The 24,740-nt window shown below is 75.5% G+C and carries 24 protein-coding genes; 12 read left to right on the top strand and 12 right to left on the bottom strand.

Annotated elements, in window-relative coordinates:
- Positions 1-14 precede the first annotated feature (14 nt).
- The 3 genes from BM414_RS20450 to BM414_RS20440 form a co-directional block, all read right to left on the bottom strand.
- Positions 15-914, bottom strand: a complete 900-nt coding sequence (locus BM414_RS20450; protein ID WP_093582399.1) for an SMP-30/gluconolactonase/LRE family protein — start codon at positions 912-914, stop codon at positions 15-17.
- A 10-nt stretch (positions 915-924) separates the two neighbouring features.
- Positions 925-2,373 (bottom strand): amidohydrolase family protein, encoded by a 1,449-nt coding sequence (locus BM414_RS20445; protein WP_093582397.1) that lies wholly within the window; start codon positions 2,371-2,373, stop codon positions 925-927.
- 293 nt (positions 2,374-2,666) lie between these two features.
- The gene (locus tag BM414_RS20440) at positions 2,667-3,830 is read right to left on the bottom strand and encodes an RtcB family protein (RefSeq protein WP_093582395.1); all 1,164 of its coding nucleotides are present in this window, start codon (positions 3,828-3,830) and stop codon (positions 2,667-2,669) included.
- Positions 3,831-4,022: 192 nt separating this feature from the next.
- On the opposite strand from BM414_RS20440, the gene BM414_RS20435 reads away from it, so the two are divergent.
- Positions 4,023-4,988: a TIGR03557 family F420-dependent LLM class oxidoreductase gene (locus BM414_RS20435; RefSeq protein ID WP_093582393.1), complete on the top strand. Its 966-nt coding sequence runs from the start codon at positions 4,023-4,025 to the stop codon at positions 4,986-4,988.
- A gap of 90 nt (positions 4,989-5,078) precedes the next feature.
- Positions 5,079-5,675 (top strand): HD domain-containing protein, encoded by a 597-nt coding sequence (locus tag BM414_RS20430; RefSeq protein WP_093582391.1) that lies wholly within the window; start codon positions 5,079-5,081, stop codon positions 5,673-5,675.
- Positions 5,676-5,679: 4 nt separating this feature from the next.
- On the opposite strand, the gene BM414_RS20425 is transcribed toward BM414_RS20430, so the two are convergent.
- Complete coding sequence (locus tag BM414_RS20425; RefSeq protein WP_093582389.1) at positions 5,680-6,108, bottom strand: ATP-binding protein; 429 nt, start codon at positions 6,106-6,108, stop codon at positions 5,680-5,682.
- 70 nt (positions 6,109-6,178) lie between these two features.
- Here BM414_RS20425 and BM414_RS20420 point away from each other — a divergent pair, with 70 nt between their 5' ends.
- Positions 6,179-6,529: an STAS domain-containing protein gene (locus tag BM414_RS20420; RefSeq protein ID WP_217644838.1), complete on the top strand. Its 351-nt coding sequence runs from the start codon at positions 6,179-6,181 to the stop codon at positions 6,527-6,529.
- Positions 6,530-6,540: 11 nt separating this feature from the next.
- Positions 6,541-8,778: a SpoIIE family protein phosphatase gene (locus BM414_RS20415; protein WP_093582386.1), complete on the top strand. Its 2,238-nt coding sequence runs from the start codon at positions 6,541-6,543 to the stop codon at positions 8,776-8,778.
- Positions 8,779-8,805: 27 nt separating this feature from the next.
- Here BM414_RS20415 and ilvA read toward each other — a convergent pair whose 3' ends face one another.
- The gene (gene ilvA, locus BM414_RS20410; RefSeq protein ID WP_245784865.1) at positions 8,806-10,101 is read right to left on the bottom strand and encodes a threonine ammonia-lyase IlvA; all 1,296 of its coding nucleotides are present in this window, start codon (positions 10,099-10,101) and stop codon (positions 8,806-8,808) included.
- A 98-nt stretch (positions 10,102-10,199) separates the two neighbouring features.
- Positions 10,200-16,274, bottom strand: coding sequence for a DUF4011 domain-containing protein (locus BM414_RS20405; RefSeq protein WP_093582384.1), 6,075 nt, complete (start codon positions 16,272-16,274; stop codon positions 10,200-10,202).
- 154 nt (positions 16,275-16,428) lie between these two features.
- On the opposite strand from BM414_RS20405, the gene BM414_RS20400 reads away from it, so the two are divergent.
- From BM414_RS20400 to BM414_RS20385, 5 genes are all read left to right on the top strand, one after another.
- The gene (locus BM414_RS20400; protein ID WP_093582382.1) at positions 16,429-16,926 is read left to right on the top strand and encodes a hypothetical protein; all 498 of its coding nucleotides are present in this window, start codon (positions 16,429-16,431) and stop codon (positions 16,924-16,926) included.
- 12 nt (positions 16,927-16,938) lie between these two features.
- Positions 16,939-17,403, top strand: a complete 465-nt coding sequence (locus tag BM414_RS20395; RefSeq protein ID WP_093582380.1) for an NUDIX hydrolase — start codon at positions 16,939-16,941, stop codon at positions 17,401-17,403.
- 465 nt (positions 17,404-17,868) lie between these two features.
- The gene (locus tag BM414_RS29550; RefSeq protein WP_175551708.1) at positions 17,869-18,012 is read left to right on the top strand and encodes a hypothetical protein; all 144 of its coding nucleotides are present in this window, start codon (positions 17,869-17,871) and stop codon (positions 18,010-18,012) included.
- Between the two features lie 153 nt (positions 18,013-18,165).
- The gene (locus BM414_RS20390) at positions 18,166-19,143 is read left to right on the top strand and encodes a hypothetical protein (RefSeq protein ID WP_093582378.1); all 978 of its coding nucleotides are present in this window, start codon (positions 18,166-18,168) and stop codon (positions 19,141-19,143) included.
- Between the two features lie 115 nt (positions 19,144-19,258).
- Entirely contained in the window at positions 19,259-19,684 is a 426-nt protein-coding gene (locus BM414_RS20385) for a hypothetical protein (RefSeq protein ID WP_093582377.1), read from the top strand.
- Positions 19,685-19,733: 49 nt separating this feature from the next.
- Here BM414_RS20385 and BM414_RS20380 read toward each other — a convergent pair whose 3' ends face one another.
- Complete coding sequence (locus BM414_RS20380; RefSeq protein ID WP_093582375.1) at positions 19,734-20,015, bottom strand: DUF427 domain-containing protein; 282 nt, start codon at positions 20,013-20,015, stop codon at positions 19,734-19,736.
- Between the two features lie 151 nt (positions 20,016-20,166).
- On the opposite strand from BM414_RS20380, the gene BM414_RS20375 reads away from it, so the two are divergent.
- Both BM414_RS20375 and BM414_RS28585 read left to right on the top strand, forming a co-directional pair.
- Positions 20,167-20,415 carry a hypothetical protein gene (locus tag BM414_RS20375; RefSeq protein ID WP_093582373.1) on the top strand — a complete coding sequence of 83 codons (249 nt, stop codon included), beginning with the start codon at positions 20,167-20,169 and terminating at the stop codon, positions 20,413-20,415.
- 114 nt (positions 20,416-20,529) lie between these two features.
- Positions 20,530-21,186, top strand: a complete 657-nt coding sequence (locus BM414_RS28585; RefSeq protein WP_139245963.1) for an LppU/SCO3897 family protein — start codon at positions 20,530-20,532, stop codon at positions 21,184-21,186.
- A 73-nt stretch (positions 21,187-21,259) separates the two neighbouring features.
- Here the strand turns inward: BM414_RS28585 and BM414_RS20365 are convergent, their stop codons facing one another.
- A complete protein-coding gene (locus BM414_RS20365) occupies positions 21,260-21,643 on the bottom strand; it encodes a PaaI family thioesterase (RefSeq protein WP_093582371.1) in 384 nt (127 codons plus the stop codon).
- Between the two features lie 81 nt (positions 21,644-21,724).
- Between BM414_RS20365 and BM414_RS20360 the strand changes: the two genes are divergently transcribed.
- Entirely contained in the window at positions 21,725-22,276 is a 552-nt protein-coding gene (locus tag BM414_RS20360; RefSeq protein WP_093582369.1) for a DM13 domain-containing protein, read from the top strand.
- Positions 22,277-22,324: 48 nt separating this feature from the next.
- Here the strand turns inward: BM414_RS20360 and BM414_RS20355 are convergent, their stop codons facing one another.
- Genes BM414_RS20355 through BM414_RS20345 form a run of 4 tightly spaced genes read right to left on the bottom strand, consistent with a single transcriptional unit; the run spans position 22,325 to position 24,672 of the window.
- On the bottom strand, positions 22,325-22,771 hold the full coding sequence (locus BM414_RS20355) for a GNAT family N-acetyltransferase (RefSeq protein WP_175551707.1): 447 nt from the start codon (positions 22,769-22,771) through the stop codon (positions 22,325-22,327).
- 19 nt (positions 22,772-22,790) lie between these two features.
- Positions 22,791-23,126: an ABC transporter permease gene (locus BM414_RS31655; RefSeq protein ID WP_342716284.1), complete on the bottom strand. Its 336-nt coding sequence runs from the start codon at positions 23,124-23,126 to the stop codon at positions 22,791-22,793.
- Positions 23,042-23,644 carry an ABC transporter permease gene (locus tag BM414_RS20350; RefSeq protein ID WP_342716282.1) on the bottom strand — a complete coding sequence of 201 codons (603 nt, stop codon included), beginning with the start codon at positions 23,642-23,644 and terminating at the stop codon, positions 23,042-23,044. Before BM414_RS20350 ends, BM414_RS31655 begins: the two co-directional genes overlap by 85 nt.
- On the bottom strand, positions 23,641-24,672 hold the full coding sequence (locus BM414_RS20345) for an ATP-binding cassette domain-containing protein (RefSeq protein WP_245784864.1): 1,032 nt from the start codon (positions 24,670-24,672) through the stop codon (positions 23,641-23,643). The genes BM414_RS20350 and BM414_RS20345 overlap by 4 nt, the downstream gene beginning before the upstream one ends.
- Positions 24,673-24,740: the final 68 nt, after the last annotated feature.

Below are 24,740 nucleotides of genomic sequence, written 5' to 3'. Positions count from 1 at the left end.
CGCCCCGGCACGGCTCACGGCAGGCCGGCGTGCGGGACCTCGACCTCGGTGGCCAGCAGCACCGCCTCGCGCACCGGCACGCGGTTGTGCTCGTAGAAGTCCGGCGCGGCGCACATCAGCAGCGTCCGGCCGTCCTCGCCGCCGAGCATGCAGGCGTACACGCCCAGGTCCCCGGGTGCGGCGACGGCGTCGACGACCTCGCCGCCCTCCGCCACCCGCACCACCCGCCCGCCGACGGCGTCGGCCGCCCAGATGCAGCCGTCGGCGTCGAGGGCGCAGCCGTCCGGGGCGACGGCGAGCTGGCCGAGCACCTCCTCGGTCGTCGCGCCCGTGACCTCCGGCCCGAGCGACGCCCACACGCGGCGGTCGGTCAGCGACCCGTCGGGCGCCAGGTCGAAGGCGGTGTAACGGTTGCCGAGGGTCTCCCCGACGACCAGCGTGCCGCCGTCGGGGGTGATCACCGAGCCGTTGGGGAACTGCAGCCCCTCGGCGGCCACCGACACGCTGCCGTCGGGGTCGATCCGCTTCAGCGACGCGGTGGAGACGGCGCCGCCGCCCATGAGGTCGTAGCCGAAGTCGCCCGCGAACACGTGCCCGGCCGCGTCGACGACGAGGTCGTTGAGGTGCCCGCCGCAGTGCTCCGACAGGTCGGCGTACGTCGACAGCGACGAGCCGTCCCAGCGCAGCACCTCGTGGGTCTTCATCGAGACGACGACCAGCGAGCCGTCGGGCAGCCAGCCCATGCCCGAGGGCTGCCCGGGCACCTCGAACTGCACGGTCTCCTGCCCGTCGGCGCTCACCCGGCTGACCGTGTGCCGGTAGAAGTCCGACACCCACCACGTGCCGTCGTGCCAGCGCGGGCCCTCGAAGAAGCCGCCGCCGGTGAGCACCGTCCTGACCGTCCGCTCCGCCATGACGCGGACCCTAGGACCTGGCGGCCGGCGCGGCCGGTTGCGGGCGGTTGGCCTGGAACAGTGGCTCCATCAGCTCCCACCCGTTCCCGGGGGTGCCGGGCAGCGTCTGGCCGTTGTCGGCCACCCGCTGCAGCACCCCTTCGCACGCGGCCTCGGCCTGCCGGGTGAGCGCCCGCAGGTCGTGGTCGACGAGCACCCCGTCCTGCTTGACCACCCGGCCGTCCACCAGGACCGTCCGCACGTCGGCGACCGTCGTCTGGAAGACCAGCGAGCCGACGACGTCCGGCCGCGGCGACGTCTCGAACGACGGGCCGCCCACCAGCACGAGGTCGGCGCGCTTGCCCGGGGTGAGCGAGCCGATGCGGTCACCCATGCCCATCGCGTCGGCGGCGTTGACCGTCGTCCAGGTGAGCGCGTCGCGGGCGGTCGTCGTCACGGTCTCGGGCATCCGGCCGGCGAGGTTGTCCGCGTGCGTGGCGTCCCAGCGGTCGAAGCCGAGGCCGAAGCGCATCTGGTGCCACAGGTCGCCGCTGTTGAGCGAGATGACGTCGGCCGACAGCGTCGGCGCCAGCCCGTGCCGGCGGCAGCGCTCGAACACCGGGCGGCCCATGCCCATGTTGAGCTCGGTCTCCACCGAGATGGACACCTTGCCGCCGCTGCGGGCCAGCGCCGTCCACTCGTCGTCGTCGAGGGTGTTGCAGTGCACGTGCACGATGTCGGGGCCGAGCAGGCCGGCGGCGTCGAGCTCGCGGATGCCGCCGGTCACGCAGCTGCCCCACACGCAGCCGGTGTGGTTGACCACCAGCGCGCCGTACTCGCGGGCCAGGGTCAGCTCCTCGACCGTCTGCTGCCACGGCTGGCCGAACACCTCGCTCAGCGAGACGCCGAGCGTGACCAGCCCGTCGCGGCCCGGGAAGTGCCGCTCGGCCAGCCGGGCGAAGTCGCGGACCCGGTCGGCGTGCGTGCCGAACCGCGGCTCGGCGGGGCGGCTCTCGAAGAAGCCGTGGCAGTGCGCCGCCCGGACACCGGACTCGCGGATCCCGGTCACCGCGGCGTCGAAGTGGTCGGGGGTGTTGTTGGTGTGCGAGAAGTCCAGCAGCGTCGTGACCCCGGCGTTGAGGGCGTCGGCACCGCCGACCAGCTGGCCGAGCCGCACGTCCTCGGGCGTCATCGCCGGGGAGATCGCCAGCCGGATGCCGAAGTAGTAGTCGCCGAGCGTCCAGTCGGCACAGATGCCGCGGACGACCGACTGCCAGGTGTGCCGGTGGGTGTCGATCAGCCCGGGCAGGACGACGTGCCCGGTCGCGTCGACGACCTCCGCGTCGCCGGCCGGGACCGCCGGGGCGACGGCGACGATCACGCCGTCCTCGACGAGCACGTCCCCGACCGGCAGGTCGCCGATCGCGGGGTCCATCGAGACGACGTGCCCGCCGGTGACGAGGGTGCGCTGCTGGGCCATGACCGGGACCTCCCCGACGTCGGGAGCCGGCCTCGGCGCCGGCTCCTCAGCGCCACTCCACCACCGGGGGACCGGCCGGATCATCCGCCGGATCGGCAAGGATCCGGTCAGCCGGCGACTGCGGTGGCCGCCTCCCGGAAGGCCGCCACCAGCGGGCGGCGGAGGGTCAGGACGTAGCGCAGCGACTCGACGTCCACGCGGCGACTGTCCTCCCCGGCCGCCCCACGGGGAAGGGTCCGGCGAGCTCGTGCTCTGCCCACCCCTGTGGGCAGAGCACGAGCGTGGCGGAGGCACTAGTCGCCCTTGACGTTCACCACCTGGCGCAGCGTGTGCCGCACCTCGACCAGGTCGGCGGCGTCGGCCATGACGACGTCGATGCTCTTGTACGCATTGGGGTGCTCGTCGAGGAAGGCGTCCGAGCGGCCCCAGGCAATGCCCTGCATCCGCCGGTCGAGGTCGGCCCGGCTGAACCGCTTGCGGGCGGCCGACCGGGAGAACGCTCGCCCGGCGCCGTGCGGCGCCGACATCAGCGCCGCGGCGTCGCCCTTGCCGACGACCACGTAGGACGCGGCGCCCATCGAGCCCGGGATGAGCCCCCACTGGCCGGTGCGCGCGGAGATGGCCCCCTTGCGGGACAGCCACACCTCGCGGCCGTCGTGCGTCTCCCGCTCGGTGTAGTTGTGGTGGCACTGGACGACCTGCGCCCGGTGCACCTCCTCGGCGAGGAAGCGCGACACCTGGTCGGCGACCCGGTCCATCATCTCCTCGCGGTTGAGCGCGGCGAACCGCTGTGCCCAGCGCAGCGCCTCGACGTAGGAGTCGAACTGCGGCTCGCCCTCCTCGAGGTAGGCGAGGTCCCGGTCGGGGACCTCGACGCCGCGCGCCCGGGTGCGCTCCTGCGCGATCCGGATGTGCTTGGTGGCCAGCTTGTTGCCCACGCCGCGGGAGCCCGAGTGCAGGAACAGCCACACCCGGTCGGCCTCGTCGAGGGAGACCTCGATGAAGTGGTTGCCCGAGCCCAGCGAGCCGAGCTGCTGCGGCCAGTTCGGCGCGACCCCGTCGGCCTGCGCCGCGCCGGGCAGGCTCCGCAGCTCCTCGACGCGTGCTGCCGCCGTCTCGCGCACCTTCTTGTTGTAGCGGCCGGCCGACAGCGGGATCGCGCGGTAGACCTGCTCGTGCAGCGTGGACAGGTTCCGGCCGCGGACGTCGTCGCCGGTGAACTGGGTGCGGACGGCCATCATCCCGCAGCCGATGTCCACCCCGACCGCGGCCGGGATGATCGCGCCGTCGGTCGGGATGACCGAGCCGACGGTCGCGCCGAGGCCCAGGTGCGCGTCGGGCATGAGCGCCACGTGCGGGTGGATGAACGGGAGCGAGGCGGTGCGCTCGGCCTGCTCGCGGGTCGAGTCCTCGAGGATCGACGCCCAGCTGAGCAGGCGCTCGCTGATCTTCTCCATGGTCCTTTCGCTTCTGTGGTGCAGGGCCCGGTCCCCGCCGCTGACGGGAGGCCGGGGCAGTCAACGCGCTCGGCTCGCGCGACGCGACCGCATTACCCGCGCGCCGCCGGGTGGACCCCGGCGTGCCGTTTCCGTTCCGCGGGCCACGGGCAGCCCCGGTGCGACCGGGAACCCAGCAGTGAGGACGAGGACATGCAGGTCGGACTGAAGCTCGCCACCGAGGCCTTCCCGCCCGAGGAGATCGTCCGGCAGACGGTCCGGGCCGAGGAGGCGGGCTTCGACTTCGTCGAGCTCAGCGACCACTTCCACCCGTGGCTGGACAACCAGGGGCACAGCGGCTTCACCTGGTCGATGCTCGGTGCGATGGCCGCGAAGACCGAGCGGATCGGTCTGGCCACCGGCGTGACCTGCCCGATGATCCGGTACCACCCCGCGGTCATCGCCCAGGCCGCGGCGACCGTGCAGATCCTCTCCGGCAACCGCTTCACCCTCGGCGTCGGCTCCGGTGAGCGGCTCAACGAGCACGTCGTGGGCCAGGGCTGGCCGGCCGTGCACGTGCGGCACCAGATGCTCACCGAGGCGCTGCAGATCATCAAGCTGCTCTGGCAGGGCGGTTACCAGACCTACGAGGGCAAGCACCTGCAGCTCGAGGACGCCCGCGTCTTCGACCTGCCCGACCAGCTGCCGGTCATCGCCGTCGCCAGCGGCGGGCACAACGCCTCCACGCTGGCCGCCGAGGAAGGCGACGGCCTGTTCGCCACCGAGCCGCGCAGCGACCTGGTCGAGGCCTACACCGCGGCCGGCGGCGCCGGCCCGCGCTACGCCGAGGTGCCGATGGCGTGGGCGACCGACGAGGAGGCCGCCGTCCAGGCCGCGCTGGAGACCAGCCGCTGGGCGCTCACCGGCTGGAAGGTGATGAGCGAGCTGCCCAACCCGGTCAACTTCGACGCCGCCAGCGCGACGGTGAAGCCCGACGACATCCGCCAGCAGTTCTCCTGCGGGCCGGACGCCGAGAAGCACCTGCAGCAGGTGCAGCCCTACGTCGACGCCGGGTTCGACCACATCGTGCTGCAGAACGCCGGGCCGGACCCCGACGGCTTCATCGACGCCTGCGCCGGCGGGCTCATCGAGCAGGTCAAGGCGCTCCAGGCGTCCTGACCCCGTCGTCCCTGCCGGGTTCCGCAACGGACCTGCCAGGACGCGCGGGAGGTGGGGGAGGGGGCACGGACGGCGGCACACTCGCCGTCCGTGACCGTCTCCCTGCCCGCGCTGCCCGACACCCCCGCCTGCCGCCTCGCCCGCGAGGTGGTGCAGGAGTTCAGCTCCCCGGCCCTGGTGAACCACTGCCTGCGCTCCTACCTGTGGGCCGCCGACCACGCCGCCCGGCACGGCATCGACTTCGACGCCGAGCTGCTGTTCGTCTCGGCGATGGTCCACGACCTCGGCCTGACGCCGGTCTTCGACAGCGCGACCGTGCCGTTCGAGGACGCCGGCGGTGCGGTCGGCTGGGTGTTCGCCGCGGGCGCGGGCTGGCCGGTCGAGCGCCGGAGGCGGGTCGCGGACATCGTCGTCGCGCACATGGCGCCGGAGGTCGACGTCGGGGCCGACCCGGAGGGGCACCTGCTGGAGCTGGCCACCGGCCTGGACATCTCCGGGCGCGACCCGGACGCCTGGCCCGCGGACCTGCGCGCCGGCGTCCTCGCCCGGTACCCGCGGCTCGGGCTCATCGACGAGTTCGTCGCCTGCTTCACCGACCAGGCCCGCCGCAAGCCCGACTCGCTCGCCGGGCGGTTCGTGGCCACCGGCTTCGCCGAGCGGGCCCACGCCAACCCGCTCGACGCCTGAGGGTTCAGCTGTGGCCGAGCAGTCGCAGGGGTGGGCGCGAGGAGAGCCGCTTCTCCAGGCTCATCCGGTGCCGGCCCTCTGCGTCGCGGCGGAAGTCGAGCGAGTCGACGAGGGCCTGCATCAGGCGCAGGCCCGCCCCGCCGTCGCCGTCCGGATCCGACCGGGCGGCGGCCTCCGCACGGTCGGAGCCGGTCCCGTCGTCGACCACGGTGATGCGGCACAGGTCGTCGTGGATGGTCACCGACACCTCGTACTCGGCGTGCTCCCCGCTGTGCTGGACGACGTTCGCGCAGGCCTCGGTGAGCGCCAGCGTCGTCTCCTCGATCACCGGCCGGTCGACCTGCAGGTGCTCCAGCGCCTGGCGGCACAGGCCACGGACGAAGGGGACGCTGCTGACGTCGACGGGCAACCGCACGGTGAACGAGATGTCCATGCCAGGATCCCCCTACGGACCACCGCGTTACGCTTCCCCGGTCCGTACCGCGTCGGCAAGGAGCCCAACCGTGCTGTTCGCCGTGGCCCGTGGCGCGGTCAACGGCCTGCCGGTGCTGAGGGTACGCGGTGAACTGGACCTCTCGACGGTGCCGCTCCTCGCCGCGTACGTCGACGACGCGCTGGCACCGGGTCCGCGGTCGCTGGTCATCGACCTGACCGACACCGCGTTCCTCGACTCCTCCGGTGCCCGGCACCTGGTCCACACCGCCAAGCGGGCCGCCGAGGCCGGCACCGCGCTGCAGGTCGTCTGCCCGCGGGGGAACGTGCCGGTCCGGCTGATCATCGACCTGCTCGAACTGCAGCGCCTGGTGCCCGTCGTGGAGTCCGCGACCCTGACCGACGGCGAGGTCGGGTCGTAGGGTCGGCCGCGATGACGCAGCCGACGATCCCGGCCAGACGCCCGCCGTCCCCGGCGCCCGACCCCCTCCGCCGCACGGTCGACGAGGAGGCCCTCGCCCGCTGCGCCGAGGAGCCGATCGCGGTCCCCGGCGCGATCCAGCCGCACGGCGCGCTGCTCGCCGTCTCCGAGTCCGACCTCACCGTCGTCGTCGCCTCGGCCAACGCCGCCGAGGCCCTCGGGACCGACCCCACCGGCGCGACCCTGGCCGACCTGCTGACCCCCGCCGAGCTCGACCGGCTGCGCGCCGCCCTGGCCGGCGACCTCGCCGAGGCCGAGCCGCTGCGGGTGGCGCCCGGCGGCGCCGAGCTGGACCTGGTGCTCTCCCGCAGCGGCGGCCTGCTGGTCACCGAGTGGGAGCCGGTGGCCGGTGCGGAGCAGGCGGGCGCGGCCTGGCACCGGCGGCTGCCCACCGTGCTGCAGCGGCTGTCGGCGCCCACGACGCTCGAGGGCCTGACCGCCGTCCTCGCCCGCGAGGTCCGCGCGCTGACCGGCTTCGACCGGGTGATGGTCTACCGCTTCGACGCCGAGTGGAACGGCGAGGTGGTCGCCGAGGACCGGCGCGACGACCTCGAGCCGTTCCTCGGCCTGCACTACCCCGCCGGCGACATCCCCGCCCAGGCCCGCGCGCTGTACGCCACCAACTGGATGCGGCTCATCCCCGACGCCACGTACACGCCGGTGCCCCTCGAGCCGCCGCTGGTCCCCGGCACCGGCCGCCCGCTGGACCTCTCCGGCGTGATGCTGCGCAGCGTCTCCCCGGTGCACCTGGAGTACCTGGCGAACATGGGCGTCACCGCGTCGATGTCGGTCTCGCTGATCGACCGCGGCCGGCTCTGGGGCCTGATCTCCTGCCACGGCTACAGCGGCGCGCACCGTCCCTCCCATGCCGACCGCACCGCCGCGGAGTTCCTCGGCCGCACCGCCTCGCTGCTGCTGCACACCACCGTCGGGGCCGCCGAGCGCGACGGGGTGGTGGCCGTCGCGCAGCGGGAGGCCGAGCTGGTGGCCGCGATCGGCCGCACGCCGCGCACGCCCGCGGCCGCGTTGGTCGACGGCGACCTCACGGTGCTCGACCTGCTGCCCGCCACCGGGGCCGCGGTGCGCCTGGACGGCCGGCTGCACCTGCTCGGCAGCACGCCGCCGGCCGGGCGGGTCGCCGCCGTCGTCCCCGCGGTGCTGCGCGCCGGCGGGGCCACCGACCGGCTGACCCTGACGCTTCCCGGCTTCGACGACGTCGCCGACGACGCCAGCGGCGTGCTCGCCGTCGAGGTCGGCGGCGGGCGCGGTGACTACCTCGCGTGGTTCCGTCCCGAGACGCCGCGCGAGGTGAGCTGGGGCGGGGACCCGCGCACCTCGAAGGTCACCGGCGGGCGGCTCTCGCCCCGGTGGTCGTTCGCCCGCTGGACCGAGACCGTCCGCGGCACGGCCCGCCCGTGGCGGGAGCACGAGGTGGGCGCCGCCCGCGCGCTGGCCGGCCACCTCGGCGAGGCGGTGCTCGCCCGCGCCGGCGAGGACGACCGGCTCTCCGCCGCGCTGCAGCGCACCCTGCTGCTCGACGGCCTGCCCGAGGTCCCCGGCGTCGCGCTCGGCGCGCGGTACCGGCCCAGCGAGGCCGACGTCGTCGGCGGCGACTGGTACGACCTCGTGCCGCTGCCCAGCGGCCGGCTCGCGGTGGTGCTCGGCGACGCTGCCGGGCACGGGCTGACCGCCGCCTCGGTCACCGCCCAGCTGCGGCACGCCCTGCGCGCGGCGCTGCTGCGCGACGAGGGCCCGGGTGCGGCGCTGGCGGAGCTCAACCGGCTGGTCGCCGCGCTGCTGCCGGGGGAGATGGCCACCGCCGTCGTCGTGCAGCTGGACCCGGCCACCGGCGAGCTGGCGCTGGCCAGCGCCGGGCACCTGCCGGCCGTGCACGCCGGCCACGGCACCGCGCGGCTGGTCACCGACGGTCGCGGCCCCGCCCTGGGCCTGCTCGACGTCGCCGACTACCCGCAGGTGACCATGCGTCTGGACGCCGGCGACCGGCTGCTGCTCTACAGCGACGGCCTGGTCGAGCGCCGGGACCGGCCGCTGCCGGAGGGCCTGGAGATGGTGCGCGCGGTGGTGGCCGGTGGAGCGGGCGGGCCGCAGGAGGTCGTGGACGCGGTGTTCACCGGGCTCGACCCGGCCGGCACCGACGACGTCACCGTGGTGGGTCTGGCTCTCGTCTGAGCCCGCGTCCGAGTCCGCGTCCGGGCCTCAGCCGAACGTGCCGCCGCGGACGAGGTAGCGGTAGGCCGGTGAGTCGGGGTGGAGGTGCTGGATGCGCAGCGGGCTCGCCGCGGTCCGGTCGAGCAGGCCCGGCAGGCTCGCGGCGCTGCCGAGCTCGATGCCGGTGAGCGCGGCGCCGGTCTCGCGGTTGTCCCGCTTGACGTACTCGAACAGCACGATGTCGTCGTCGGGACCGAGCACGTCGTCGAGGAAGCGGCGCAGCGCACCGGGCTCCTGGGGGAACTCGACGAGGAAGTAGTGCTTGAGCCCCTGGTGCACCAGCGAGCGCTCGACGACCTCGGCGTAGCGGCTGACGTCGTTGTTGCCGCCCGAGAGCAGGCAGACCACCGTCGAGCCCGGCTCGACCCGCACGGTGCCGCCGGTCAGCGCCGCGGTGGCCAGGGCCCCGGCGGGCTCGGCGATGATCCCGTCGACCTGGTACAGCTCGAGCATCTCGGTGCAGATCTGACCCTCGGGCACGGCCAGCACCTCGGCGTCGGAGTCGCGCACCAGCGGCAGGGTGACCGCCCCTGCCCGCCGGACGGCGGCGCCGTCGACGAACGTGTCGATCACCGACAGCTCGACCGGGTGCCCGGCGGCCAGCGCGGCGGCCATGCTGGCCGCGCCCGCGGGCTCCACACCGACCAGCCGGGTGCCGGGGCTGGCCTGCGCCAACCAGGTGCCGCACCCGGCCAGCAGCCCGCCGCCGCCCACCGGCAGGACGACGACGTCGGGCGTGCGGCCGCCGAGCTGCTCGAGCACCTCGACGGCGACGGTGGCCTGCCCGACGACGACCGGCCACGCGTCGAACGCGGGCACGAGCGTGGCGCCGGTCGTGGCAGCGTGCACGGCGGCCGCGGCCGCGGCGTCGTCGTAGGTGTCGCCGGTGACGACCAGCTCGACCGTGTCCCCGCCGAGCGCCCGGATGCGGGCGCGCTTCTGCCGCGGCGTCGTCCCGGGCACGAAGACCGCTCCCCGCACGCCGAGCGCCCGGCACGCGTACGCGACACCCTGGCCGTGGTTGCCGGCGCTGGCGCAGACGACGCCGGCGGCGCGGGCGGCGTCGTCGAGGCGGCTGATCGTGTTGTAGGCGCCGCGGACCTTGTAGGAGCGGCCGACCTGCAGGTCCTCGCGCTTGAGCCACACGTCGGCGCCGGTGAGGTCGGACAGCCGCTGGTTGCGCTGCAGCGGCGTGCGCTCGGCGACCCCGGCGAGCCGGTCGACGGCGTCGCGCACGTCGGCGGCGAAGTCGGTGGTCGGGTGGATCGTCCCGGCGGTGCTCACGGTGCTCCAGTCTCCCCGGGCGGCCAGGGGTGTTCCGCGGACGGTCGTGCTCTGCCCACAGTTGTGGGCAGAGCACGACCGTCCGCAGGACAGGTCGGTCAGGCGGTGAGCCGGCCGTCGTCGCCGACGGTCACCCGGCCCGCAGCGGTGACCCGCGCCAGCGCCTCGGCCAGCAGCGGGGCCAGCGACGGCGTGCGGCGGCGGTAGCCGAACACCTCGGCGGTGCGCAGGAGGAGCTCGTCCTGCGTCAGCGGCCCGCCGGCGCGGCACAGGGCTGCCATCGCGTTGCCGACCTCCGGCACCGGCACCTGCTCCAGCGGGCGCACGCCGCTCGCGGCCTGGCGGCGGAAGGCCGTCCAGGTCTCCCGGTCCAGCGCCTCGGGCCAGACGATCTCGCCGTCGACGGCGCCGTCGGGCAGCAGGGCCAGCAGCGCGTCGCGCCGGGCCTCGGTCACCCGGGTGAGCCCGAAGGCGCCGGCGGCCAGGCGCACCAGGCGGTCGCGGTGCACCGGCCCCTCCGCCTTGAGCCCGGCGGTCAGCACCCGCTTGACCAGGCGGGCGTTGCGCGGGTCGGCGAGGGCGTCGAGGACCTTGCGGTCACCGGCGGGCTTGGGCGCCCACGGGCGGAACCGCAGCTCGCCCTCCAGTCCGGCGGCAGCACGGCGCACCGGCACCGGCTCCTCCGCTGGCTCCCCGGCGGGGTCCTCGGCCGGGTCCTCGGCCAGGTCGGGGACGACGGTCAGCGGGACCGGCGTCACGGGCGTGGTCACCACCGGGGCGTCGACGGGCTGGTGCCGCGGCACTGGCAGCGCGGTGACGGCGGCCGACACCACCGACCGCAGCGTCGGCAGCCCCCGGGCAGCGGGCTCCTCGACGGTGTCCTCGACGAGCTCCGCGACCACGGGCTCGACGACCACGGGCTCGACGGCGACGGGGAGCTCGATGACGGGGAGCTCGGCGACGACGGCCGGAGCGAGGGCCGGGGGAGCATCCACCGGCGCGGTCACCGCGGCCACCGCCGCGGTCAGGCGGTCGAGCACGGCGTCGCGGTCGCGCAGCCACGAGGGCAGCCACACCCGCTCCACCACCGGCCAGCCGAGCATCCCGGAGAGCACCTCGACCAGCAGCCCGTCGCGGTCGCCGACGGTGCGCCGCCGCGCCCAGTCGGGCCCGTCGAGCAGCACGGCCATGACCGGCGTCCCCGGGTCGTCGGCGTGTGCCACGGACAGGTCGACGCGGAACCCCGAGAGGCCGACGTCGGTGCGCACCGCGAGCCCGCGGGAGCGCAGCGCCGCGGCGATCTCCTCGCGGTGCCGGTCGGGCACGGTCGACCGCCGCGCCTCGCGGGGCAGCGCGTCGGTGCCGAGCGCGGCCAGGTCGAGGTAGGCGCGCAGGTGCTTGATGCCCAGCGACGAGGTCTGCTCGGCCCGCAGCGCCGACGGGTCGAACGACGAGAAGACGACGACCTGACGGCGGGCGCGGGTGATCGCCACGTTGAGCCGGCGCTCGCCGCCCACCCGGTTGAGCGGGCCGAAGTTCAGCGGCAGCACGCCGCGGTCGTCGGCGCTGAAGCCGGTGGAGAACAGCACGACGTCGCGCTCGTCGCCCTGCACGTTCTCCAGGTTCTTGACGAACAGGCCCTCACCGTCGATGCGGTCCAGCGCCTCGGCCAGCCGCTCGTCGCCGGCGTCGCGCAGCAGCGACTCGATGGAGGCCCGCTGCTGGGCGTTGAAGGTGACCACGCCGATCGAGGGCACCGCGTCCGGGGAGGCGTCGAAGCGGCGGCGGACCTCCGCGACGACGGCCTTGGCCTCCAGCGGGTTGGTGCGCAGCAGCCGGCCGGCGCCGGAGCGGTGGAAGGTGCCCTGCACGCGCACCAGCGAGATGCCGCGGCCGTCGACGTCGGCCGAGGGACGCCCGTGCGTGGGCGCCGGGAACGACGACAGCCGGTTCTCGTAGTAGTGCGCGTTGCTGAAGGCGATCAGTGACTCGTCCTGGCTGCGGTAGTGCCACGACAGCCAGTGCCGCGGCACCCGGGCCTGCACGCACTCCGAGAGGATCGACTCCTCGTCCTCGACGGCGGTGCCGAGCAGCTCGGCGAGCTCGTCGTCGACGGCGGTGGCCGGCTCGGCGAACGACGTGGGCGGCATCTGCTCGCTGTCGCCGACCACCACGGCCGCCCTCGCCCGGCCCAGCGCGCCGACGGCGTCGGCCACGCGGATCTGCGAGGCCTCGTCGAACACGACCAGGTCGAACTGACCGGCCTTCGCGGGGAAGAAGCGCGCCACCGAGTCGGGGCTGACCAGGACGCACGGCATGACCGCGGTGACCAGGTCGCCGTACTGCGCCAGCAGCGCGCGCACGCTCATGCCCTTGCGGGAGCGGCCGAGCTCGCGCTGCAGGGCACCGAGGCGGCCGTCAGCGTCCTCGAGCTGGCGGCCGGCCAGCACCGAGGCGGGCAGCGCCGAGGTGAGGTGCCGGCGCACCGCCCGGGAGGCCGCGGTGAAGCGGGTGATCGCCCGGCTGTGCGCGGCCTCGTCGAAGCCGTCCAGGCCGGTGGCGGCGCGGCGCTCGGCGGAGGAGGCCGCGGCCAGGCCGTGCTCGAGGGCGCGCGACGCGTCCTCGGCCGGCAGCCGGCCGGACACCAGCTCGGCGCGGGCCTCGGTCAGCCCGGCCGCGCGCAGCGGCTCGAGGGTGTCGAGGAACTCCGCCCAGCGGCGCAGCGAGATCAGCCCGCCGTGCTCGACGCCGCGCTCGGGCCGGGTCAGCGCCCAGCGCAGCACCACGCCGTCGCCGCCGCACCAGGCGGCCAGCGCGGCCGGGGTGCTGCGGCAGACGGACAGCAGCTCGTCGAGCCCGTCGCGCAGCCGGGCGACGGCCGCCGCGGCGCCGGCGTCCGGCCCGGGCCCCGCGACGACGTAGCGGCGCAGCGCGACGGCGAACTCGCGCGCGCTGTCCACGACGGTGCCGGCGCGGCGCAGCCAGGCCACCTGCCCGTCGAGCAGCGCCGGGTGCAGCAGCGGGTTCCAGCCCTCGGGCACCGACAGGCCGGGGATGACCGAGGCGCGGGCGGCGAGGGCGGCGGCGGCGGTCTGCAGCCGCCACAGCGAGGCGGTGAGCTCCGGGAGGTCACGCAGCTTGACCGTTCCGCCCGGGCGCAGCACCGGCGCCAGCTGTGCGCGCACCGCGCGCAGCCCCTGCCGGCGGGTCCACCAGCGGGCGGCCTGCGCGGTCTGCGCGGCGACGTAGAGGTCGGCCAGGGGCAGCGCGAGCGCCTCCGGGGTCGCCAGCTCCAGTCCCGGGTGCACGGTCGAGGCGAAGGCCGCCACCTCGCCGAGCACCGTCGTCGTCGCGGTCGTCCAGCGCTCGGTGGGCACCTCGTCGAGGACGTCGAGGCCGACGGCGGGACCGGACAGCAGGTGCGCGAGGTCGTCGAGGTCGCCCGGGGTGCGCACCTCCCGCAGCGCCCGCGCGAGGTGCTCCTCGGCCGGCAGCGCGCGCATCGCGGTGTCGACCTCGGCGGTGACCCGCTGGGCGGCGGGCAGGTCCACCCGGGACGTGTCGACGAAGGCCCACGGGTGCCGCGGGGAGGGGCGGACCAGGTCGGCGACGTCGGGCAGCAGCGCCAGCGCCCGGCGCACCCCGGCCAGCGTCGCGGCAGGCGCGGCGGCGGCGAAGGGCTGCGGCACCGGCAGCTGCGGGACGTCGTCGCCGAGCGCGAGCTGCGCGGTCCGCGCCGAGTAGTAGGACAGGCCCGCGGCGTTCAGGGCGTGCAGCCGGTCGGTGTAGCGGGCCAGCGTCCGCCGGGCGGCGCGCAGGTCGTCGCCGTCGGCGGCCAGGCCCTGTTCGTCGACGGCGACCGCGTGGTCCAGCGCCGCGCGCACCCGCGCCCGCACCTCGGCGGCGCGGGCGCCGCGGTCGTGCAGGTCGAGGACGAACGGGCCCATGCCCACCGCCTCGAGCCGCCGGGCGACGACGTCGAGCGCGGCCCGCTTCTCGGCCACGAACAGCACGCGCTTGCCGTCGGCGACCGCGCGGGTGAGCAGGTTGGTGATGGTCTGCGACTTGCCGGTGCCGGGCGGGCCCTCGAGCACGAACGTGCGGCCGGCGACCCCCTCGGCCACCGCGCGCAGCTGCGAGGCGTCGGCCGGGACGGGGCAGCGGGCGGCCAGCTCGTCGAGGTCGACGTCGGCGACCGCAGCCGGCACCGGGTCGGCGAAGGACTCGGCCGGGGCGTGCACGAGGTGGTGCACCAGCGGGTTGGCGGTGAGCTCGGCCCAGTGCTCGTCGAGGTCCCGCCACAGCCGGTACTTGGCGAACTGCAGGACGGCGAGGTCGGCGGTGGCCTCGACGCGGAAGGGCAGCTCGGCGTCGGCCAGCGCCTGGCGCACCACGGTGAGTGCGGTGTCGACGTCGGTGCCCTCGCCGTCCGTGCCCGTCGTCATCAGGCCCGGGACGGTCAGGCCGTGCACCTGGCGCAGCTTCTCCAGCAGGCACCAGTTGGGGCTGACGGAGGCGGCGTCGTCGGCGGTGAGGCGGTAGGCGCCGGAGCGGCCGGCGGGGGAGAGGACGACGGGCAGCAGCACCAGCGGCGAGCGCAGCGGCCGGCCGTCGAGCTCCCAGGCGAGGCTGCCGATCGCGACGTAGAGGTTGTTGGCGCCGGTCTCCTCGCGGACGGTGCGGGCGCGGTGGGCGAGCCCCCGCAGCCGCGGCAGGTAGCCGCCCTCGGTGACGTCGGCGTGCACCGACCGGGAGTCGACCAGCGTCTCGCCGAGCAGCCCGACCGGCAGCTCGCGCGCCGAGCGCAGGCCGCGCTCGACCTGGACGGCGGCCAGCCGGTCGCTGGGCAGCAGGGTGACGGCGACGTCACCGGTGAGCTGGTCGGCGAGGGAGGCGAGGTAGGCGTCGGGGACGACCAGCGGCAGGCCGGCGCCCTCGGTGTAGTTGATCAGCCTGTTGCGCAGGCTCAGGTCGAGCAGGCTGTTCTTCCACTGCTGCACGCGCGGCGGCACGCCGGGGCGGCTGCCCGGGACCGGGGCGGCGTGCCGGCCGGCCGGGCGGGTCGCGGGGTCGGAGTCGGCGGGGTGGTACTCGATGACCTGCACCGAGCCGTCCGGGCCGCGGGTGCGGGCGGGCAGCGGCAGGATGCCGTCGCGCCGGGCGCGGTGGACGTCGGTCACGCCGACCACCCGCTCCAGCGCGCCGGGCAGCCACGCGTCGTAGGCGGCGCGGTGCAGCCGCTCGGCGTCGGGTTCCTCGGCGGCCCGGCTGGTGAGCAGCGTCGTCTCCACCAGCCGCACCAGGCCGAGGTCGACCAGGTCGACCAGCGGCGCGACGTCGGTGGTGGCCGCGCTCTCGGCGCTGCGCTCCTCGCGCCAGTAGCCGAGGAAGGAGTGCCCCTCCGCCACCCAGAGCAGCGGCCGGACCCCGGCGGCCTCCAGCGCGGCGGCCAGCACGACGACGGTGTCCAGGCAGGTGCCGACCCGGCCGTCGAGGACGTCGCCGGGGGTGCGCACCTTCTGGCCGATGTCGGCCCAGCCGGCCGGGGGCTCGCTGTAGCGGATGCCGCGGGCGCGCATGGCGTCGGCGATCGCCGCGACGATCTGGTCGACCCGCTCGGGACCGGCCTGGTAGCCCTGCACCGACGGGTCGTCGGTGCGCTCCTCGATCAGCGCGGCGGCCTCGGCCAGCAGCGCGGTCACCGCGGGGTGGTTGGGCAGGACGTGCGCGGCGAGCATCTCCAGCGCCAGCGGCACGGGGGTGGCCAGCCACTGGCTGGCGGCGAGCACCTGCACCGGCAGGGCGGTGCCGGCGACGTCCGCGCCGTCGACGGCGACGTCGATCTCGATCGAGCCGGGCCGCTGCTCCTCGATCTGCAGCATCGCGGCGGGGTCCATGACCAGGCCGACGTCGCTGAGCACGGTCGTGGCGCCGGCGTCGAGGTCGACCAGGAGCTCGACCGGGCTGCCGATGGGACCCTCGGCGTCCTGGACACCCAGGCGCACCGTGGCGCCGCGGACGGCCGCGCCGTGGTTGGTGAACGCCAGTCGCGACACCACCGGGACGCGGTTGTGCGCGAGGGCGTAGGAGAGCACCGGCGTGCCGGTGGCCGCGATCGCCACGGCCGCCCGGACACCGTCGTGCGGATGCGGGCGGGTGTCCGTGGTGCTCATGGCGACCTGTCTACCGGTCCGGACGGACCGGTCCGGTCATCCCGGTGGAGCGTCTGGGGCGGGTGTGACGGGAGCGCCGAGACGTTGCCGGGCGGGTCGGCGGAGGCGGGTCGCTGGCCGGAACGGGGGGCTCTGCTTGCGTACGTTCGGCCCGATGCGCACCGCTCCCGAGCCGCTCCTCGACGGACTCCTCGCCGACGGGCTGGACACCGAGCGGCTGCCCGTCCGGTCGCGGCACCGGGCCGCGCTGCCGGGGTTCCGCCGCCTGTGGGTGCTGGCAGCGCTCGCGCTGGTGCTGGCCGTCGGCGGCCTGGCGGTGCTGGTCGCGCCGGCGGTCCCCAGTCCCGGAGACGGCGCCGCGCCGGCCCTGCCGACCGCGGCGGGGACGACCGACCCGGTCGCGCGGCCGGCGTCCCCGGACCCGTCGACGCCGTCGTCGTCCCCGGCGGCTCCGTCGTCCCCGCTACCGGTGACCGTCGCGCCCGGGCCGGTGGCCGAGGTGCCGGTCGCCGTCCCGTCGGCGGCGCCCTCGCCGATCCCGCCGGCGGCCGCGCCGAGCCGGCCGGCGCCCGAGCCCGCACCGACGTGCGACGAGCGGCCCGGACGCGGACACGGCCGCGGCCACGGCGACCGGGAGCCGCGCTGCCCGTGACAGGCTGATCCGGTGCCGAGGCGGAGCGCGGGGGTGCTGCTGTACCGGCGCGGCGCCGGGGGAGCGGTCGAGGTCCTGCTCGGCCACATGGGCGGGCCGTTCTGGGCCCGCAAGGACGACGGCGCCTGGTCGGTGCCGAAGGGCGAGTACGGGGACGGCGAGGAGCCGCTCGCCATCGCGCACCGGGAGTTCGAGGAGGAGCTCGGCAGTCCCGTGCCGGCGTCCGACCTCGTCCCGCTCGGTGAGCTGCGGGCCGGCGCGAAGGTGCTGACCGTGTGGGCCGCCGAGGGCGATCTCGACGCGGCCGCCGCCGTCAGCAACACCTTCGAGCTCGAGTGGCCGCCGCGGTCGGGGCGGGTGCAGGAGTTCCCCGAGATCGACCGCGCCGCCTGGTTCGGCGTCGACGAGGCGCGGGGCAAGTTGGTGAAGGGCCAGGTCCCGTTCCTCGACCGGCTGGCCGCCCTCCTGGCCACCTGACCGCGGCGCGCCCCCCGCCCGGTGTCGACCTGCGGTCGTCCCAGGACTCCCGAGGCGACGGCGAGTCGACATCCGGCGGCGTGGAGGACGTGGGCTGGGGTTCGCCACCTGTTCCTCCAACGGTCGGGGGAACGCGGTGGGTCGATCGCGTGACGTCTCGTCCCACCGGCGCGCCGGATCTCGCGCTCCGCCGCCGGGGGTGTCACCCTCGGCGGCCACCGATCCCGGGAGGTCCCCGTGAGCACCGCGCACCGCTGTTCCGGTCAGCCCTGTGGCTGCACCCCCTCGTCCCGCCCCGTGGCGACGACGGTGGTGCGCCGCCGTCCGCGGTGGTCCGCGGGGCCCGCGCAGGTGACGGATCGCTGACGAGACGTCCCACGCGTCCCATCCGCAGCGGGAACGTGACACGCGGGTGACAGGGTCTGCCTCCCGAGTCCCTCCGGACTCCCGAGCGAGGAGACCCGCGTGCCGTGTGACACCTGCGCCGTCCAGACCCACCCGGGCCCGGTCTGTGCCCGCTGCGCCGCGCTGTCGCAGCTGACCCAGCCGGTGCTGCGGCTGGAGACCCGGCGCCGGCCGCCGGTGCCCCCGATGGCGCCGCGGGGCTGAGCGGCGGTCGCCGTGTCGGCCCGTCGAGGAGTCGACGGGTCGACACGGCGTGACCGACCTCACCGCTAGCAAAGCGCTTGCAGGAGTTAGCAGTCGGGACGGGCGGGGCACTCAGGAGAGGACAGGTCATCCCCGATCCCTGGAGTCTCCACCGTGACCGACACCACCCACGCCAAGATCGTCAACCAGCTCCGCGCGCTCGTGCTGCTCACCCAGACCGAGGAGCAGGTCGCCCGTACCCGCGTCTCCCAGGCCCGGACCGACGCCGTCCGCCGTGAGCTGACGCAGAACGCCGACAACGCCATGGAGCGCACCCGCCTCATCACCGCCGAGCTGCGCGAGCTCGGTGGCGTGCCCGACGTCGTGACCCCGGCCGTCGGCCGGCTGGCCGCCGTCCTCAAGGCCACCTTCGAGCAGGCCGAGCCCCTCGAGGAGGCCCTGCTGCAGGACCTCACCCTCGAGCACCAGCTGCTCGACCGCGCCACCTACCTCAAGGTCCTGGGCCAGGCGGCCGGGATCACCAAGGTCGAGCGCCTCGCCGAGGGCCTCATCCGGGCGCACGAGGCCACCGTCGAGTGGCTGACCGTCGTGCTGGCCGAGGAGGCGCTGGGCGGTCCCGCCGCGCTGCAGCCCACCCCGTTCCAGACGGTCGCCGGCGTCGCCGCGCGTGCCGCCAACGCCCCGTACCGCTTCGTCGCCAACCGGGTGAACGAGGCGCTGGACACCGCCCAGCAGCGCCGTCAGCGGGTCGGCGAGGAGATCGGCCAGGTCGCCGACCGCGCCGGCACCCTCACCGACGCCGTCCGGGAGACCCTCACCGTCGGCCGCAGCGCCGCCCTGCGCCGGGCCGAGCGCATCGCCCGCCGCGAGGGCAACCGCGAGGCCGCCGACACCGCGCGGGCCGCCCGCGAGGAGCTCGGTGACGTCTCCGCCGACGAGCTGCCGATCAAGGGCTTCGACTCGCTGTCGACGCCGGATGCCGCCAAGGCCGCCAAGGCCCTGCGCAAGCCGCACGACATCCGCGTGATCATCCGGTACGAGGAGACCCACAAGAACCGGTCGAGCGTCATCAGCGCCGCCCAGGTCGCCCTCGCCGAGGTGGCCAAGGAGGCCGTCGGCGTCGACAGCTGACGTCCGCCACTCTCCGGAGGGCCCGCACCCGCACCGGGTGCGGGCCCTCCGCGTTGCGGGGAGATCCCCGTCGCAACGGGTCGCCACCGTCGGACACCTCGGGGAAGGTGGACGAATGCAGATCACTCCCGAGACCCTGGAGCAGGAGTTCTCCCTCCAGACGGCCGCCACCCGCCTGGACTTCCTGAGCCGGCGGGACTCCGGGGCGACGACCCTCAACACCGTCGCCGACCGCGACGACGACGACTGGAGCTCGCTGCTCGACGGCGGCACCTCCCTCGACGTGCCCGAGTCCCTGGAGCTCCTCGCGCTCGGTGAGGTCATCGCCCGCAAGGCCCACGACAGCCAGCTGGTCGGTTTCCGCGCGGCCCTGCGCGGCGGCGCCAGCTGGGAGCAGATCGCCACCGCGCTCGACCTGACGCCGGACGAGGCGTGGGCCGCCTACCACCGCGCGATCGAGCGGCAGGAGCGCACGGCTGCTCTCGCACCCGACGAGGCCGCCTCGGCCCGCGAGCTCGCCGGCGCCCGCCCCGGCGCCTAGCTCCTCGATCCCCTCGGGCCCGGCCGCCGCGGCGGCCGGGCCCTCGCCGTCACCGGACCTCGACGCCCCGCCAGAAGGCGACCCGGTCGGTGATCTCCTTCGCCGCGTCCTTCGGCTCCGGGTAGTACCAGACGGCGTCGGGGTTGGTCTGCCCGTCGACCTCGAGCGAGAAGTAGGACGCCTCGCCCTTCCAGGGGCAGGTGGTGTGCTTCGACGACGGGCGCAGCACGTCCTCGCGCACCGACGCGCGCGGGAAGTAGGCGTTGCCCTCGACGGTGACGATGTCGTCGGACTCGGCGATGACGGTGCCGTTCCAGGTGGCTGTGGTCATGCCCCGATCGTCCTCTCCTGCGCCGCGGGCCGGGACATCCCGTTGTGTGCGATCCGGATGTGCGCCACAGGCGTAACGCCGGGGCGGCTGGGCATGTGTCGGAGGGGGCGCCCGACGCGCCGTCCACCCCGTCGACCCGAGGAGTCCCGCCATGTCCGAGGCCGCCCGTCCGCCCGACCCCGACGACGCTCGGCGGGGGATGCAGATGCGGCCCGAGCGCGGCCGCGCGGTGCTCCTCGGCACCTTCGCCGGCCTGATCGTCCTGGTCTTCGCGATCATCCTGCTGGTCAGCCAGTGCGCCCCCGAGGACGACGACGGGGACGACGACAACGCCGGCGGCGCCGGTCCGGCCGTGTCCGTGGTCGTCGACCCGCCCGGATCCGCCCTGCTCGCGACCTGACCCGCGAGGGGGAGGTCGCGCCGCGTCCTCCTGACCAGCACGGACGTCGTGTGTGAGGGTGCCCGCCGGACCGGATGCCGCCCTGGCACCGCTCGGAGCACCGAGGAGCACGACATGACCGACCCGGGACAGCCCGGCACCCAGCCGCCGGCCGGGGGCCCGCACCCCGGCCAGCCCGTTCCGCCGCAGGGCGCCCCGTACCCCGGCGGTGCTCCGTCGGGCGCCGGGCCGGCAGGGGCCACTCCGGCGGGCGCGTGGCAGCCGCCGGCGGGCGGTCACCCGCAGCCGGGTCAGCCCGGTGCCTGGGGTCCGCCCCAGCCCGGCTTCGGCCAGCCCCAGCCCGGGCAGCCCGCGTCCGGTCAGCCCGGCCCGTTCGGTCCCGGCCAGCCGGGTCAGCCCGGTCAGCCGGGCCCGTTCGGCGGCCCGGCCCCGGCGCCGGCCGGCAAGCCCGGCAAGGGCCGGAAGATCGGCAGCATCGTCGCGGCGGTCGCCGTCGCCGGCGGGATCGCCGCGTTCCGGCTCGCCGACTTCGGCGCCCCCGAGGTCGGCGACTGCATGAAGCAGGAGGGCGCCAGCTCGTACGACACCGTCGACTGCGACGACTCCGAGGCGACGCTGCGCGTCGTCGGCGTCGAGGGCGAGGAGGTGACGGAGTCGGAGTTCTACGACACCGACTACATCCCGTGCACCGAGTTCGAGAACGCCGTGCAGGCGGTCTGGCGCGGCGGGGACTCCGGCGACGGCACGGTCTACTGCGTCGAGCCGGTCTGACCTCGGCCCGTCCGAGGCACTCCGAGCGCCCCGCCGGCACCGCCGGTGGGGCGCTCGTGCGTTCCGGGGCGGCCTAGCGGTCGAGGAGGGCGAAGGTCGCGACGGCGTGCGCGAGGCCCCGGCCCTCCTGCTCGACGTCGGCCTCGCAGATGGTCAGGTGCTCGCCGCGGGTGCGCACCCGCCCGCGCACCTCGAGCCGGCCGGGCTTGCCCGGGCGCAGGTAGGTCACCGTGAGCTGGCTGGTGGCGGGCACCTCGCCCTCGCCGGTGGTGGTGCGCACGGCCTGCCCCATGACGGTGTCGACGAGGGTGGCGACGACGCCGCCGTGCAGGGTCCCCGCGGGGTTGAGGTGTTCGTCGCGGACCTCGAAGCCCAGCGTCGCCTCGCCGTCGCCGGTGTCCTCCACCGTCGCCCCGAGCCGTCCGGCGAACCCGCCGGGTGCCGCGTCGTCTGCCATGCGGCGGGCGGTACCCGCCCTCGCACTCCCCACGCCCAGGAAGCCCCACGGACGGCGGGACCGCGGCTATGGTCCGCCGCCGTGGCGACGCGGCGGAGGACCTGGATCTGGACGGCGGCAGCTGTCGTGGTGGTGGCGCTGGCCGCCGTCACGCTGATCTGGTTCCAGCCGCAGAAGCTGTTCTACGACGACCGGGTCGACGAGAGCCTCCCGACGGCCGCCGCGGGGGAGACCCCGGCCGCCGACGGCGGGGGAGCGGTGATCACCGTGGCGCCGCCGGAGCCGGTCGACCTCGCCGCCGGCACGTTCGTCTCCCGCGAGCACGAGACCTTCGGCACCGCGCGGGTGGTCCGGCTGCCCGACGGGCAGGTCGTCGTCCGGCTCGAGGGCTTCGAGACCTCCAACGGCCCGGCGCTCCACGTCTACCTGTCACAGAACCCGGCGACGGGCGAGGAGGCGGCCTTCGACGAGCAGTTCGTCGACCTCGGCCCGCTCAAGGGCAACGTCGGCGACCAGAACTACGTCGTGCCGGCCGGTGTCGACCCCACCGGGTACACCAGCGTCGTCATCTGGTGCGACCGTTTCGACGCCGCCTTCGGTGCCGCCGACCTCGGCCCCGCGACCATGGCGTGAGGGCTGAGGGCTGAGGGCTGTGGCCTGAGGGCTGTGGCCTGACGGCTCCTATGCCGGCTCGTGGCGCATCGGCACGTGCGGGATGCCGTCCTCCACGTAGCCGGGACCGCTGAGCCGGAAGCCGAAACGCTCGTACCAGCCCTGCAGGTGCGCCTGGGCGCCGAGCGTGACCGGCCACCCCTCGCACAGCCGGATGCCCTCCTCCACCAGCCGGGCGGCCAGTCCGCGCCCGCGGGCGGGCACGGCGGTGGCCACCCGGCCGATCGCCCGCGTCTCGCCGTCGTCGAGGACCCGGATGGTGGCGAGGACCTCGCCGTCCTCCTCGAACCACAGGTGCAGCGTCGCCGGCTCGGGATCGCGGCCGTCGAGCTCGGGATACGGGCACTGCTGCTCGACCACGAAGACGTCGACCCGCAGCCGGCACAGGGCGTAGACCTCGAACGGGGTCAGGTCGGCGAAGCGGGCGGTGCGCAGGGTCGGCTGGGCGGCGGGCACCGCACCGTTCTAGCCGACGTCAGATCCGCGTGCGGTAGCGGCGCATCGTCAGCGGGCCGACGACGGCGACCAGCGCGGCCGCCCACACCAGCACCAGGACGACGTCGGAGCCGGCGACCTCGCCGTGCACCAGTCCGCGCACCGCGCTCACCAGGTGGCTGACCGGGTTGACCCCGACGACGGCCTGCAGCCAGCCGGGCATCGTGGCCGGGTCGACGTAGATGTTGCTGCCGAAGGTCAGCGGCGTGATGACCAGCATGCTCCAGCCCATCACCGCGTTCGGCGTGCGCACCACGAGCGCCAGGAAGGTCCAGATCCAGCCGAGCGCGAAGGCGAAGACCAGCAGCAGCGCCACCGCGGCGAGCACGCCCGCCGGCCCGCCCTGCGGCCGGAACCCAGCACCAGGCCCAGCCCGAGCACCACGGCCGAGGCGAGGGTGAAACGGACGACGTCGCCGAGCAGCGCGCCGACCAGCGCGCTGGGCCGCCAGACCGGCAGCGAGCGGATGCGGTCGAAGACGCCCTTCTCGATGTCGGTGTTGAGTGCCACCCCGGTGTACATCGTGATCATGAGGATGCTCTGCACGAGGATGCCCGGCAGGAAGAACTGCAGGTAGCGGTCCACCGAGCCGGCCAGGGCGCCGCCGAACAGGTACGTGAAGATCAGCGTGAGCATCACCGGGAAGACGGTGACGTCGAACAGCTGCTCGGGGACGTACTTGATCCTCAGCAGCGTCCGCCAGCCGAAGGTCGCCGACGCGGCGAGCGGTCCCTGCGGCGTCGGGCGGTCGGCCGACCCGAGGGCCGCGAGGACCGCGTCGGTGTCCGGTGCGGCGGCCTCGGTGGTGGCGGGCGCGGTCGAGGTGGCGGTCATCGCGGGTCCTCCGGAGCGGGCGTGCCGGTGCTGTCGGCGGGCCGGCCGGTCAGGGCGAGGAAGACCTCGTCGAGGCTCGGCTGCCCGAGGGCGAACTGGGCCAGCGGGATGCCGGCGGTCTCCAGCGCGGTGAGCGCCCGGGCCGCGGGCGCGCCGTCCTGCACCGCGGCGGTGAGGGCCGCGGGGTCACCGTCCTCGGTCACCGGGACGGCGAGGACCCGCTCGAGCAGCTCCCGGGCGGCGCCGCGGTGGCCGGGGTCGGCCACGCGCACGTGCAGCGTGCCCGACCCCACCGACGCCTTGAGCCGGCCGGGCGTGCCCTCGGCGATCACCCGGCCGGCGTCGATGACGGAGATGCGGTCGGCGAGCTGGTCGGCCTCGTCGAGGTACTGGGTGGTGAGCAGGACCGTCGTCCCGCCGCGGACGAGCGCGCGGATGACGTCCCACACCTGGTTGCGGCTGCGCGGGTCCAGGCCGGTGGTGGGCTCGTCGAGGAAGATCAGGTCGGGCCGGACGACGATGCTCGCGGCGATGTCGATGCGCCGCCGCATGCCGCCGGAGTAATTCCTGACCTGCTTGCCGGCCGCCTCGGTGAGGCCGAAGGCGGCCAGCAGCTGGTCGGTGCGCTGGCGGGCGGCGGCCCGGGAGTAGCCGAGCAGCCGGGCGAGCAGGAGCAGGTTCTCCGCGCCGCTGAGCATCTCGTCCAGGGAGGCGAACTGGCCGGTCAGGCTGACCCGCGCGCGGACGGCGGCGGCGTCGGTGACGACGTCGTGGCCGAAGACCCGCGCCGACCCGCCGTCGGGCGGCAGCAGGGTGGCCAGCATGCGGATCGTCGTCGTCTTGCCCGCGCCGTTGGGGCCGAGGAAGCCGTGCACGCCGCCCCGCGGGATCCTCAGGTCGACGCCGGCCACGGCGGTCGTGCCGCCGAAGCGCTTGACCAGGCCCACGGCCTCGATCGCCAGGACCTCGCTGTCGCCGCCGGGCGTCCGTCCACCGGCCGGCGCCGCATCTCCGACGTACGCCGTCACGTGCCCCACCCCCTGCCTCCCGAGTCGGGGGCCCGCACGGTGCCGCACGGGTCCGACAGACCGGACCG

Origin of the sequence: Geodermatophilus amargosae, assembly GCF_900116515.1 — a bacterium.
GTDB lineage: Bacteria > Actinomycetota > Actinomycetes > Mycobacteriales > Geodermatophilaceae > Geodermatophilus > Geodermatophilus amargosae.
Note: the sequence above shows the minus strand (reverse complement) of the source record. Positions and strands in the feature narration are given on the sequence as shown.